9 protein-coding genes and 1 pseudogene (1 of these 10 cut by a window edge) are annotated in these 13,882 nt (G+C 64.4%); 8 read left to right on the plus strand and 2 right to left on the minus strand.

Translation table 11 applies throughout. The annotated features are described in order from the left end of the window. Window positions 1-72 precede the first annotated feature (72 nt). From ptsP to P9272_RS04245, 7 genes and pseudogenes are all read left to right on the plus strand, one after another. Entirely contained in the window at window positions 73-2,343 is a 2,271-nt protein-coding gene (ptsP, locus tag P9272_RS04215; protein WP_128259758.1) for a phosphoenolpyruvate--protein phosphotransferase, read from the plus strand. Between the two features lie 10 nt (window positions 2,344-2,353). Next, window positions 2,354-3,433 carry a peptide chain release factor 1 gene (gene prfA / locus P9272_RS04220; protein WP_278159272.1) on the plus strand — a complete coding sequence of 360 codons (1,080 nt, stop codon included), beginning with the start codon at window positions 2,354-2,356 and terminating at the stop codon, window positions 3,431-3,433. After that, window positions 3,426-4,295, plus strand: a complete 870-nt coding sequence (prmC, locus tag P9272_RS04225; protein WP_278159273.1) for a peptide chain release factor N(5)-glutamine methyltransferase — start codon at window positions 3,426-3,428, stop codon at window positions 4,293-4,295. The genes prfA and prmC overlap by 8 nt, the downstream gene beginning before the upstream one ends. A gap of 312 nt (window positions 4,296-4,607) precedes the next feature. Next, on the plus strand, window positions 4,608-5,639 hold the full coding sequence (locus P9272_RS04230) for a DUF4167 domain-containing protein (RefSeq protein WP_278159274.1): 1,032 nt from the start codon (window positions 4,608-4,610) through the stop codon (window positions 5,637-5,639). Window positions 5,640-5,948: 309 nt separating this feature from the next. Then, window positions 5,949-8,555, plus strand: a complete 2,607-nt coding sequence (clpB, locus tag P9272_RS04235; RefSeq protein ID WP_128259754.1) for an ATP-dependent chaperone ClpB — start codon at window positions 5,949-5,951, stop codon at window positions 8,553-8,555. Between the two features lie 113 nt (window positions 8,556-8,668). After that, window positions 8,669-9,032: pseudogene (locus tag P9272_RS04240) on the plus strand (MmcQ/YjbR family DNA-binding protein). A gap of 133 nt (window positions 9,033-9,165) precedes the next feature. Beyond that, complete coding sequence (locus P9272_RS04245; RefSeq protein WP_278159275.1) at window positions 9,166-10,704, plus strand: L,D-transpeptidase family protein; 1,539 nt, start codon at window positions 9,166-9,168, stop codon at window positions 10,702-10,704. Here P9272_RS04245 and P9272_RS04250 read toward each other — a convergent pair. Further along, on the minus strand, window positions 10,678-11,310 hold the full coding sequence (locus P9272_RS04250; RefSeq protein WP_278159277.1) for a TMEM175 family protein: 633 nt from the start codon (window positions 11,308-11,310) through the stop codon (window positions 10,678-10,680). The two genes, P9272_RS04245 and P9272_RS04250, sit on opposite strands and share 27 nt — an antisense overlap. Window positions 11,311-11,537: 227 nt before the next feature. Here P9272_RS04250 and P9272_RS04255 point away from each other — a divergent pair, with 227 nt between their 5' ends. Next, the gene (locus P9272_RS04255) at window positions 11,538-13,091 is read left to right on the plus strand and encodes an MFS transporter (protein ID WP_128259750.1); all 1,554 of its coding nucleotides are present in this window, start codon (window positions 11,538-11,540) and stop codon (window positions 13,089-13,091) included. A gap of 100 nt (window positions 13,092-13,191) precedes the next feature. Here the strand turns inward: P9272_RS04255 and P9272_RS04260 are convergent, their stop codons facing one another. Next, window positions 13,192-13,882, minus strand: the 3' portion of a protein-coding gene (locus P9272_RS04260; RefSeq protein WP_278159279.1) for a M23 family metallopeptidase. 1,289 nt of this gene lie beyond the right edge of the window; only the last 691 of its 1,980 coding nucleotides appear in the window; its start codon lies beyond the right edge, outside the window; it ends in the stop codon at window positions 13,192-13,194.

Below are 13,882 nucleotides of genomic sequence, written 5' to 3' on the forward strand. Positions count from 1 at the left end.
TCAGTTGTTGCGTGAGCGCCGGCCGCGGGAGAAACTGCGGCGGGCGAAATGCCCATTGGAGAACAAGCCGCGATGCGTGATACGGCCGGTGGCCCGCGCGTTCTGCTCAAACGGCTTCGCGAGCTCATGCAGGAGCCGCTGGAGCCGCAGGAGCGGCTCGACCGCATCGTGCGCGACATCGCCTCCAACATGGTGGCCGAGGTCTGCTCGCTTTATGTGCTGCGCGCCGACTCGGTGCTCGAGCTCTATGCCACCGAGGGTTTGAACCCCAACGCCGTCCACCTGGCGCAGTTGCGACTCGGTCAGGGTCTTGTCGGCACGATCGCCGCCAGCGCGCGGCCGCTCAACCTCTCCAACGCGCAGGAGCATCCGGCCTTCGCCTACCTGCCGGAGACGGGCGAAGAGATCTACAATTCCTTCCTCGGCGTGCCAGTGCTGAGGGCGGGGCGCACGCTGGGCGTGCTGGTAGTGCAGAACAAGACGATGCGCCATTATCGCGACGACGAGGTCGAGGCGCTGGAAACGACGGCGATGGTGATCGCCGAGATGATCGCCACCGGCGATCTCGCGCGACTGACCCGGCCCGGGCTGGAGCTCGACCTGCGCCGCCCGGTGAGCTTCACCGGCCTTTCCTTCAACGAGGGCGTCGGGCTCGGCCATGTCGTGCTGCACGAGCCGCGCATCGTCGTCACCAACCTCTTCAACGAGGACAGCGAGGAGGAGGTGCGCCGGCTGCAATCCTCGCTCGGTTCGCTCAGGCTTTCCATCGACGACATGCTTGAGCGGCGCGAGGTCGCCTTCGAGGGCGAGCACCGCGAGGTGCTCGAGGCCTATCGCATGTTCGCCAATGACAGCGGTTGGGTGCGCAGGCTGGAAGAGGCGATCCGCAACGGCCTGACGGCGGAAGCCGCGGTCGAGAAGGTGCAGAGCGACATGCGCGCCCGCATGCTGCACATGACCGATCCCTATCTGCGCGAGCGGATGAGCGATTTCGACGACCTTGCCAACCGGCTCTTGCGCCAGCTGATGGGGCGCGGGCCGGAGGATGTCGCGGCTTCGCTGCCCAAGGACGCCATCATCGTCGCCCGCTCGATGGGCGCGGCCGAACTGCTCGACTATCCCAGGGACAAGCTGCGCGGCCTGGTGCTGGAGGAAGGCGCCGCGACCAGTCACGTCGTCATCGTCGCACGCGCCATGGGCATTCCCGTCGCCGGCCAGATGAAGGGCGCCGTTTCCATGGCGGAAAACGGCGACGCCATCATCGTCGACGGCGAGGAAGGGACCATCCACCTGCGCCCGCAGTCGGACCTCGAGGCCGCCTATGCTGAAAAAGTCCGATTCCGGGCGCGGCGGCAGGAAGTCTATCGCGAGCTGCGCAAGAAGCCGTCGCTGACCAAGGATGGCGTTCCGGTCGATCTCCTGATGAATGCGGGTCTTGCCGTCGACCTGCCGCAGCTGACCGAATCGGGCGCCGCCGGCATCGGGCTCTTCCGCACCGAATTGCAGTTCATGGTTGCCTCAACCTTCCCGCGCGCCGAGGCGCAGGAGCGGCTCTACCGCGACGTGCTCGATGCCGCGCGCGGCAAGCCGGTCACCTTCCGCACAATCGATATTGGCGGCGACAAGGTGCTGCCTTATTTCAAGGGCGCGATCCAGGAGGAAAACCCGGCGCTCGGCTGGCGCGCGATCCGGCTCACGCTCGATCGTCCCGGCCTGCTCAGAACACAGATCCGGGCGCTCCTGAAGGCCAGCGGCGGCCGCGAATTGAAGCTGATGCTGCCGATGGTGACCGAGCTGTCCGAGATCGCGCAGGCGCGCGAGATCATTGACCGCGAGGTCCGGCACCTGTCACGCTTTGCCCATCACCTGCCCACCAGTCTCAAGCTTGGCGCGATGCTGGAAGTGCCCTCGCTCCTGTTCCAGCTCGACGAACTGATGAAGGCAGTGGATTTCGTTTCGGTCGGCTCCAACGACCTCTTCCAGTTCATCATGGCCGTCGACCGCGGCAACACCCAGCTTGCCGACCGTTTCGACACGCTCTCGGCGCCGTTCCTGCGGGTGCTGAAGACGATCGCCGATGCCGGCGCCCGCAATCACACGCCAGTGACGCTTTGCGGCGAATTGGCAGGTAAGCCCATCTCGGCGATGGCGCTGATCGGCCTCGGCTTCCGCTCGATCTCGATGTCGCCGGCCTCGATCGGTCCGGTCAAGGCGATGCTGACCGAACTGCCGCTGCAGGAACTGCAGGCCTTTTTCCGGGACAATCTGATGGCGCCCACCCTGGGAACGCCGATGCGGGCGCTGCTGCAGGCCTTTGCCGACGACCGCTCCATTCCGCTATAGCAGCCCAATCATGATCAACCTGCCCCGCGACCGTATGGATCAAGTCGTCAAGCGTTTCGACATGCTCGAAGCGCAGATGGCGGCTGGGCCCGCCGCCGATCAATATGTCAAGATGGCGTCGGAATACGCCGACATCCAGGAGATGGTGGGCAGGATCCGGGCGTTGCGCGCCGCCGAGCAGGAACAGGCGGATCTCGAGGCGATGCTCTCCGACAAGGCGACCGACGCCGAGATGCGGGCCTTGGCCGAGGCGGACCTGCCGGAGGTCGAGAGCCGGATCGAGGCGCTGCAGAAGGACATCCAGATCCTCCTTCTGCCCAAGGATGCGGCCGACGAAAGGAACGCCATCCTCGAAATCCGCGCCGGCACCGGCGGCGACGAGGCGGCCTTGTTCGCCGGCGACCTCTTCCGCATGTACGAGCGCTATGCCGCCTCGCGCGGCTGGCGGTTCGAGGTCGTTTCGGCCAGCGACGGCGAGGTCGGCGGCTACAAGGAAATCATCGCCTCGGTGTCGGGCAAGGGCGTATTCGCGCATCTGAAGTTCGAATCCGGCGTTCACCGCGTCCAGCGCGTGCCGGAAACCGAAGCCGGCGGGCGCATCCATACCTCGGCGGCGACGGTCGCCGTGCTGCCCGAAGCCGAGGAGGTCGATATCGAGATCCGGGCCGAGGATATCCGCATCGACACGATGCGCGCCTCGGGCTCCGGCGGCCAGCACGTCAACACCACCGACTCGGCGGTTCGCATCACTCACCTGCCAACCGGCATTATGGTGGTGCAGGCGGAGAAGTCGCAGCACCAGAACCGGGCGCGCGCCATGCAGATCCTGCGCGCGCGGCTCTACGACCTGGAGCGCAGCCGGGCCGACGAGGAGCGCTCGGAGTCGCGCAAGTCGCAGGTCGGGTCCGGCGACCGGTCGGAGCGCATTCGCACCTACAACTTCCCGCAGGGGCGCGTCACCGACCACCGCATCAACCTCACGCTCTACAAGCTCGACCGGGTGATGATGGGCGAGCTCGACGAGATCATCGATGCGCTGATCGCCGACCATCAGTCGAAGCTGCTTGCCGATATGAGCCTCGATGGCTGATCGACTGCCCGCCGCCCTCGGCCCGCTGCTCAGGGTGGCGCGCGAGCGTCTGGCCGCTGCCGGCATTGACGATCCGGCACTCGATTCCCGGCTGATCGTCGAACATTTTTCCGGCATGACCCGCACCCAGGCCATTGCCGAACCACGGCAAAAGGTGGGTTCCGCGGCGCTTTCGGCCATCCAAACGGCCCTGGGGCGTCGCGTCGCAGGTGAGCCGGCGCACCGCATCCTCGGCTACCGCGAATTCTACGGCTTGCGCCTGTCGCTTTCGCCGGCGACGCTTGAGCCGCGGCCGGACACCGAGACGCTGGTCGACGCCATTCTGCCTTTCGCCAGGACGACTGCCGAACGGCTGGGCGGATGCCGCATTCTCGATCTCGGCACCGGCACCGGAGCCATCGCGCTGGCTCTGCTCAACGCCGTTCCGGCCGCGATCGCGACCGGCGTCGATATTTCCGAGGGGGCGTTGGCGAAAGCGACCGAAAATGCCCGGGATCTAGGGCTCGGCGGGCGTTTCAAAGCGTTGCATTCCAACTGGTTTGAAAAAGTTTCGGGGTCCTACCATGTAATTGCCTCGAACCCTCCCTATATACCCAGTCAAGAGATTGGGAATCTGCAGGGCGAGGTCCGCGATTTCGACCCGCACCGGGCCTTGGACGGCGGTGCGGATGGTTTGGACCCCTACCGGGTCATCGCCGCTGAAGCGGCAGGATTTCTGGAAGCGCAAGGCAAGGTAGCGGTCGAGATCGGCCACACGCAGAAGAACGAGGTAACCGGGATATTCGCGGCAGCCGGCTATAAGATCGCCGGCGCCTATCGCGACCTCGGCGGCAACGACAGAGTTCTGGTGTTCGAGCGTTGAAAGGCTTGATGCAGCGCGAAAAAACCGCTTGGCAACGCCGGGGAATGCAGTTAGGGTCCGGCTCAACCGGATGAGACGAAGCAGGCAGTGCTCCCAGCGATTCGGTTTTCCTTGGAAATAGCTGCCTTCTTGCGCAAACGACGCCCAAGCTTCGTGCGGGAATCATCCGGCAAGTGATGTAACCGGAACAGGATGGCACGTGGCGCCAACGCAATTGATGCGGGCGAACGCCGGTGAAGAAACGAAACGGCTGGCTGCATGAGCGCCTCCGTTCGTGAAGAGTTTTCGAAAATTCACTATGAAGAGAGTCTAATGAGGCCACAACAGCAGAACAGGCGCATGCGCGGTCGCAACAACACGGGCGGCGGCGGTGGCAACAACCGCAAGGGGCCCAATCCCCTGACCCGCAGCTATGAGAGCAACGGCCCGGACGTAAAGATCCGCGGATCGGCTCAACAGATAGCCGAGAAATACGCTGCACTCGCCCGCGACGCCCAAAGCTCTGGCGACAGGGTGATGGCGGAGAATTATCTCCAGCACGCCGAGCACTACAATCGCATCATTGCCGCAGCGCAGGCGCAGATGCCGATCCAGAACGCCCAGCAGAACCGCGACGACTTCGATGACGATCTGGACGAGGATCGTGACGAGTTCGATGCCGTTGGCAACACTAACGTCAACGGGACCGAGGCACCAGCCGCAGCGAACGGCTCGGGGCCGCAGCCGGTGATCGAAGGAACGCCGGCAGAACTCGCCTACAATCAGGAAAGTGGCCGCGACAACAACAGGCGCGACAACAATCAGCGTGACAATCGCGACCATAATGGCCGCGACCGGCATCGTGATCGTCGCAACGGCGGCTACGGCCAGTATGGCCAGAACGGTCAGCGTGGCGAAAACGGCCAGCGTGGCGAGCATGGCGGCCAGCAGTTCGACCAGAACCGGCGCAACGAGACCCCGGCGCAGCCCGAGGCCGCTGGAGAGGCCGGAACCAAGGCCGAGCAGGCGCCGCAGTTCGACAGTTTCTCGCCGGCAGCGCTCGCCGCACAGGCAGAGCTCAACGAAGCCGCCAAGGACAATGGTGGCGGTCGCCGGCCGCGGCGTCCGCGCCGCCCGCGCGGCAACTATGCCGATCAGGCCGGCAATGGCGAGCAGGGCGACCAGCCGCAGAGCGCAAGCCCCGAAAATTCAGGCGAAGCACATAACGCGCCGAACAATGGCGGCGAAGCCGGCGCCAAGCCCGCCGAAGAGGCAAGGCCGGCGAGCGAACCTGTCGCCAGCGAGCCGACGCCGGTCGTCGGCGAAGCTGCTGGCGAGCCTGTGACCGCGGACGCGAACAACTAACCGAAACGCCATTTCAGGCATTAGAGACGGCGGGGATCTTTCTCCGCCGTCTTCATTCGTGCAGGGCTAAAGCGCGCCGCGGCGCTCTAGCTCTCTTTGACCGATGCATGTCGCTTGCCCCAAAACCGCAGCGCACTTCTGGGGCGACATGCAGTGAGATATTCTGCTTTGATCGACGTCAAGGCGTCTTGAGGGACCGCACCCCATACACCATATCTCGGCTGAACAGGGCTCGGCTCTTTTGAGCGGGTCCGTCACCGCAATCTGATCCGGTGCCGCAAAGCGGGCCGGTGACGGAAGGAGACAGATATGAATCTTGAAAAATACTCGGAGCGCGTGCGCGGCTTCATCCAGTCCGCGCAGACCATGGCGCTCTCGCGCAACCATCAGCAATTCACGCCTGAACATATGCTGAAGGTGCTCGTCGACGATGACGAGGGCCTTGCCGCGTCCCTGATCGAGCGCGCCGGCGGCAATGCCCGCGACGTCAAGCTCGGCGTGGAGACGGCGCTCGAGGCCATGCCCAAGGTCGAAGGCGGCAACGGCCAGCTCTATCTTGCCCAGCCGCTCGCCAAGGTGTTCTCGACCGCCGAGGACCTGGCCAAGAAGGCCGGCGACAGCTTCGTCACCGTCGAGCGGCTGCTGCAGGCGCTCGTCATGGAGAAGTCGGCCAAGACCGCCGATATCCTGTCCAAGGCCGGCGTCACCGCGCAGGCGCTCAACCAGGCCATCAATGATATCCGCAAGGGCCGCACCGCCGATTCGGCGAGTGCCGAGCAGGGCTATGACGCGCTGAAGAAATACGCGCGCGACCTGACGGCCGACGCCCGCGCGGGCAAGCTCGATCCGGTCATCGGCCGCGACGACGAGATCCGCCGCACCATCCAGGTGCTGTCGCGGCGCACCAAGAACAACCCCGTGCTGATCGGCGAGCCGGGCGTCGGCAAGACGGCGATCGCCGAGGGCTTGGCGCTGCGCATCGTCAATGGCGACGTGCCGGAATCGCTGAAGGACAAGCAGTTGATGGCGCTCGACATGGGCGCGCTGATCGCCGGCGCCAAATATCGCGGCGAGTTCGAGGAGCGGCTGAAGGCCGTGCTCAACGAGGTAACCTCGGCCAGCGGCAACATCATCCTGTTCATCGACGAGATGCACACGCTGGTCGGCGCCGGAAAGGCGGACGGCGCGATGGACGCGTCGAACCTGTTGAAGCCAGCGCTGGCGCGCGGCGAGCTGCACTGCGTCGGCGCGACCACGCTCGACGAATACCGCAAGCATGTCGAAAAGGACGCCGCCCTTGCCCGCCGTTTCCAGCCCGTCTTCGTCGACGAGCCGACAGTGGAGGACACGGTATCGATCCTGCGCGGCCTGAAGGAGAAATACGAGCAGCACCATAAGGTGCGCATCTCCGATTCCGCGCTGGTGTCGGCGGCGACGCTTTCCAACCGCTACATCGCCGACCGCTTCCTGCCGGACAAGGCGATCGACCTGGTCGACGAGGCCGCGTCCAGGCTGCGCATGCAGGTCGATTCCAAGCCCGAGGCATTGGACGAGATCGACCGTCGCATCATGCAGCTGAAGATCGAGCGCGAGGCGCTGAAGGTCGAGAAGGATGATGCCTCGAAGGACCGGCTTGCCCGGCTGGAGAAGGAGCTCGCCGGCCTAGAGGAGGAATCGACCGCGCTGACCACGAAGTGGCAGGCCGAAAAGCAGAAGCTCGGCCTGGCCGCAGACCTGAAAAAGCAGCTCGACGAGACGCGCAACGAATTGGCGATCGCGCAGCGCAAGGGCGAGTTCCAGCGCGCCGGCGAGCTTGCCTATGGCAAGATCCCGGAGCTGGAGAAGAAGCTCAAGGAAGCCGAGGCTCAGGACGGCAAGACCGGCATGGTGGAAGAGGTGGTCACGCCTGACCACGTCGCTCATGTCGTGTCGCGGTGGACCGGCATTCCGGTCGACAAGATGCTCGAAGGGCAGCGCGAGAAGCTGCTGCGCATGGAAGACGAGATAGGCAAGCGCGTCGTCGGCCAGGGCGAGGCCGTGCAGGCGGTGTCGAAAGCCGTGCGCCGCGCCCGCGCCGGGCTGCAGGATCCGAACCGGCCGATTGGCTCGTTCATGTTCCTCGGGCCCACCGGCGTCGGCAAGACTGAGCTCACCAAGGCGCTGGCGAGCTTCCTGTTCGACGACGAGACGGCGCTGGTGCGCATCGACATGTCGGAGTTCATGGAGAAGCACTCCGTCGCCCGGCTGATCGGCGCGCCTCCCGGCTATGTCGGCTATGAGGAAGGCGGCGCATTGACCGAAGCGGTGCGGCGCCGGCCTTATCAGGTCGTGCTGTTCGACGAGATCGAGAAGGCGCATCCGGATGTGTTCAACGTGCTCCTGCAGGTGCTCGATGACGGAAGACTGACGGACGGTCAGGGCCGCACGGTCGATTTCCGCAACACGCTCATCATCATGACGTCCAACCTCGGCGCCGAATACCTGGTCAGCCTCAGCGACGACCAGGATGTCGATGCCGTGCGTGACGAGGTCATGAGCGTGGTGAAAGCCTCGTTCCGGCCGGAATTCCTCAACCGCGTCGACGAGGTGATCCTGTTCCACCGGCTGCGCCGGCAGGATATGGACCGCATCGTCGAGATCCAACTGAAGCGGCTGGAGAACCTGCTCGTCGATCGCAAGATCACGCTGTCGCTGGATCACGATGCGATCGATTGGCTGGCGGCCAAGGGCTACGACCCGGCCTATGGCGCCAGGCCGCTGAAGCGGGTGATGCAGAAGGAACTGCAGGACCCGCTGGCGGAGAAGATCCTGCTCGGCGAGATCCTCGACGGTTCGACCGTCAAGGTCACGGCGGGTTCCGATCGGCTGAACTTCCGCTCGAAGCCGACCGTGGTGGCGACGGAAGCCGCCGCCTGATCCCCGGCACGTTGGAATGAACAGGCGCGTCGCACCGGTCCGGTGCGGCGCGCTTTGTTATTTTCGGGGACCGACCATAATCAGCTGCCGATTCGGATGCGCGGAAGGACTCGATGAAGCTCGACGATTACAACGGCTTTTGCGCTTCATTGCCCGCCACGACGCATGTCGTCCAGTGGGGCGGCGCCCACGTCTGGAAGGTCGGCGGCAAGGTGTTTGCCATCGGCGGCTGGAATGAGGGCGGCGAGTTGTTCGTCACCTTCAAATGTTCAGAGATGGCCTATGACGTGCTCAAGGATCAGCCGGGCTGCCGGCCGGCGCCCTATCTCGCTTCGCGCGGCATGAAATGGATCCAGCGTCAGACAAGCCAAAGCATGAATGATGCGGCGCTCAAGGACTATCTGCGAGAGCTATCGCCTGGTCGTCCTGAAGCTGACCAGACAGGCACGCAAGCAATTGGGACTTGCCGCAGACTAGCCAATGTTCCCTAAGGCACTGGAAAGCCGCCATCTTCATGCCCGGTTCATGTTGGAACCTTAATTTGGGTAACTGGTTTGCTGGCGAAGATTCGCCCGCCAGAAGCCAGAATCGACCGGAGAGCTTGACCCCCATGCTGCGCTTGATCTTTTCCCTTTCGGCACTCGCGGCCGGGCTGGCGTGTTCCGGCGCGTTCGCCGCGCCGAGCGTGGATGGCCCGCAAGGCGTGCGCCCGGCTGAGCGCGGCGCGCTGATGCTGGCCCAGGAAGGCAATATCGATATCTATCACGACGCCAGGGGCAACCGGGTGCTGGTCGATGCCGACAGCGGCAAGGTGATCGCCATCCAGCCGCCGGGGAGCAGGCTCGACCGCCGCGCGCTTCGCCGGCAGATGCGCACGCAGGAGCTCGGCCGCGCGCCGGCCGAGGACGGCGACCGCTATTATCTCGACAATCCCGAGGACATGGCGCGCTTCCGCCGGCGGCAGCTGGAGGAGAATGGCCGGGTCATCCCGTCGCCGGCCGACCAATACGATCCCAACAGCGACGACAATTCCGTCGATGCCTATCCCCCGGCGCCCAACAATGATGAAGGCTATGCCACCACCTATCCGGAGGAGCCGAAGTCCAACGCCATCAAGCGCCAGCCGCTGAGCGAGGCGTCGATCGACCCGGAGCAGCCGGGCCAGGGCGAGGTGCTGCAGACCAATCCGGAGACCTCGTTGCCGCCGAACACGGGCGGCAAGGCCAGTGTCGATCCGTCGCTGTCGCTCGGCGTGCGTCAGGATGTTGCCGCGCTGCAGGTGCTGCTCGATCGCGGCGGCGCTTCGCCGGGTGTGATCGATGGGCGCTTCGGCTCCAATGTCGACAAGGCGCTGGCCGCCTACAATGAAATAAACGGCACGAATCTGAAATCGACCGACGCGGTAGGCATCCAGGCGGCGCTCGCCCAGTCGGGCGGTGAGCCTTTTGCTTCCTACACGATCACGCCGGAAGATGTGGCCGGCCCGTATGTCGCTTCGATTCCAGAGGATTACAGCCAGAAGGCCAAGCTTGACTGCATGTGCTACACCTCGGTCACCGAGGCGCTGGCCGAGCGCTTCCACATGGACGAGACCTATCTGAAGTCGATCAACAAAGGGGTCGACTTCAATCGCCCCGGCACGATGATCAAGGTCGCCAATTTCGGCAAGCTGGTTTCGACGCCGGTGACGCGCATCGTCGCCGACAAGACCAAGAAGGAAGTCTACGCCTATGATGGCAGCGGCAAGCTGGTCGCGGCCTATCCGGCGACCATCGGCTCGGCCGACACGCCGTCGCCGACCGGCATCCATGCCGTCTCGCGCATCGCGCTCGACCCGAATTACACTTACAACCCCAACATCAATTTCAAGCAGGGCCAGAACGACAAGATTCTCACCGTCCCGCCGGGCCCGAACGGTCCGGTCGGCTCGGTGTGGATCGCGCTCGACAAGCCGACCTACGGCATCCATGGCACGCCCGATCCCTCCAAGATCGGCAAGACCGAGAGTCATGGCTGCGTGCGCCTGACCAACTGGGACGCGCGGGAACTCGCCAAGCTGGTGTCGCCTGGCGTCACTGTGGAATTCGTCGGCGGACCAGCAATCGCGGAGGTCGGCGGGACCTCAACCGATGAGTTTACGCAGCAGTGAGGCGCGCGGCGCCGCGGCATAGATGAGCTGCACCAGCAGAATGAAGACGATGCTGAGCAGCGGCGTGATCAGGCAAAGCGCCGCGCCGACCGCCCACCGTGCCTGCGCCTTGACGATACGATTGTAGACGGTGCGTCGCGTCTCCGCGTCGACATCCTCGGCTATCATGCCGTTCCTGTCGGCGTACCACCAACTCGCGAACAGCGAGACGCCGAGCATCAGCAGATTCAGCCAGTAGACCAGCACCGCGATCCTGAACTCGAGGAAATCGGCAAGGAGGTCGGTCGAGAAGGGCAGCAGCGCGATGAAGGCGAGAAAGCACAGGTTGAGCGTCGCCAGCCTGCGGTCCGACTTCGCGATCAGGCCATGCTGCGCCTGCTGCCCGAACCAGAAGATGGTGAGCGTCAGGAAGCTCAGCGCGTAGGTCAGGAACCGTGGCGCCAGCGCCAGGATTGCGGCGAGCAGCTCGCCTTCCGAATGCACCGCCTCATGCGCCGGCACCCTGATCTCCAGCACGATCAAGGTCAGCGCGATGGCGAAGACGCCGTCGGTTATGCCGACGATGCGCCCGCGTCCTTCCGCCGACGGTTCGAGCGGCCGCTTCATGGCTTCCCCCCTTTATAATTCGTAATGTCGGAACCTAGCACGCGATCGGCGGTTGCGTTCAAGATTGCCGCTCACCTCGCCACCCGGCCTAAATCAAGAAAAGATGGAGCATGATGTCGTGCGAAAACCGCTCTACACTTTTCGGCATCATGCTCTGTCACCTGGTTTCAAGAGCAGCGATGCTCTGGCTCGTTGTTGCGATCACTCCGGAGGGCTAAGCAGGAATCATGTCATCCGCGAACGAAACGACTGTCGATTCGCATTCGCCCGCGCGCGCGAACGGCACCTTCTGTCCCCAGATGCAGCGCAAATTCGTGCTGGTCGCAGCGATTCTTGCCTCGGCGCTCGGCTTCATCGACGGCTCGATCCTGGCGATCGCCATGCCGGCGCTGCGCGCGGATCTCGGCGCCAGCCTGGCTGAGGCGCAGTGGATATCCAACGCCTATGCGCTGACGCTCTCGGCACTCATCCTGGCGGGCGGTGCCGCAGGCGACCGGTTCGGGCTGCGGCGCGCCTTCGTCACCGGGATCGCGCTGTTCATCGCGGCCTCGCTCGCCTGCGCGGTCGCCCCCGATCCAGCGATATTGATCGCGTTCCGCGCCATCCAGGGCATCGGCGCGGCGATCATGGTGCCGGGCAGCCTCGCCATCATCGCCAAAGCCTATCCGAAGAAGGAGCGCGGCCGGGCGATCGGCATCTGGGCCGCCGCTTCGGCGCTGACCACGGCGCTCGGCCCCGTTCTGGGCGGCTTCGTTTTGACGACGTTCGGCAACGGGGTCTGGCGCGCGATCTTCGCCATAAACCTGCCGCTCGGGCTGATCTCGATCTATCTGCTTCTGGCCAAGGTGCCGGCCGACAAGCCGACTGAGAAACGCAGCCTCGATCTCGGCGGCGCCGCGCTGGCGACGCTCGCCTTCGGCCTGCTCGCCTACGGGCTGACGGCAATGAATGCCGAAGGTACCGGATTGATGTCGGGCCCGGCGATCGTTGCCGGTGTGGTCCTGCTCTTTGTCTTCATCTTTTATGAGTTCAGGCGGCGCGATCCGATGATCGATCTCGGCCTGTTCCGCATCCACGCCTTTGCCGGCGCCAATCTGGCGACGTTTTTTCTCTATTTCGCTCTGTCGGCCAATCTGTTCTACCTGCCGATGCTTCTGATCGCCGGCTGGAGGCTGAGCGAGGCCGAGGTCGGCTTCATCTTCCTGCCGCTGTCGGCGTTGATCGCGCTTCTATCCGGCCCGGTCGGCCAGTGGTCGGACCGGATCGGTCCGCGCTTCCCGATCGCCAGCGGCAGCATGGTCGTCGCCATCGCCTTCGCCGGCCTCGCGCTGCTCGCTCATTTCGGCATCCACAATTTCTGGACCGGGACCTTTCCCCTGATGGCGCTGATGGGGCTCGGCATGGCGCAGGTCGTGTCGCCGCTGTCGACCGCGGTCATGACATCCGTCGAGGACAAGGATACCGGGGCCGCCTCCGGCATCAACAATGCTGTCTCGCGCGTCGGTGGCCTGATCGCGGTGGCTGCGATGGGCTCGCTGGCGGCCTGGGTTTATGCGCGGATGACCGGCAGCGCTACCGGGATACCCGGTTTCGGCGAGCCGCCCGCTTCCGGACTTGCCGCCAATCTCGACGCGGCCAGAGTTGCAGCAAGTGATTCGGCTTTTACCGCGGTCGCGGTGGTCACAGCGCTGCTTTGCGTGCTTGCTTCCCTCACCGCCTGGTTCACGGTTCCCGGACAGGCATCGCCCTGGCCACGGCAGTCAGATGATGAGCGTGATTAGCTGCGGTTCCAGGAAAAGCATGAGCGGTTGAGCTCGGCGGTTTTGCCGTCGCCTTCCGTCCGCGATTGCGTTGAATGAGGTAGAGTAGTTCCGGAACTGCTTAGTTCGGAAGCTGCGTATCAGCCTTGGCGCTGGCGACTTTCAGCGAGTTGCCGTCTTCTTGCTTCAGAAGATCGTCGATGCGCTCGCGCTCTTTCTTGAAGGCCACGAGATCGTCACCCTTCAGCACTTTGCCGACCGGCAGGCGCACGCGCATCGAATCGACCTTGGTGCCGTTGACGATCAGCTCGTAATGAAGATGCGGGCCCGTCGACAGGCCGGTCTGGCCGAGATAGCCGATGACCTGCCCCTGGCGCACATGCACGCCGGGCTCGATGCCTTTGGCAAAAGCGCTCTGGTGGTTGTAGGACGTCTCATAGCCATTGGCATGGCGCAAGATGATCTGCTTGCCATAACCGCCGGCCCAGCCGGCCTTCTCCACGACGCCATTGCCGGCCGCGATGATAGGCGATCCGATCGGGGCGGCCCAGTCGGTGCCTGTATGCATGCGCACATAACCGAGAATTGGGTGACGGCGCGCGCCGAAGCCGGAGGTGAAGCGCCCGTTGGGCAGAGGGTTGCGCAGCAGGAATTGCTTGGCGCTCGAACCATTCTCGTCGAAATAGTCGGTGCTGCCGTCCTGCATCTGAAAGCGATAGAAATTCCGCGTCTGCCCGCCAAAGGTCGCCGACACGTAGAGAAGCTCCGAATTGTCGGAGGTCTGGTCGTCACCATCGGGCTGCGAGAACAAG

The sequence above is a fragment of the Mesorhizobium sp. WSM4976 genome (assembly GCF_029625685.1).
In the GTDB taxonomy this organism is placed as follows: Bacteria; Pseudomonadota; Alphaproteobacteria; order Rhizobiales; family Rhizobiaceae; genus Mesorhizobium.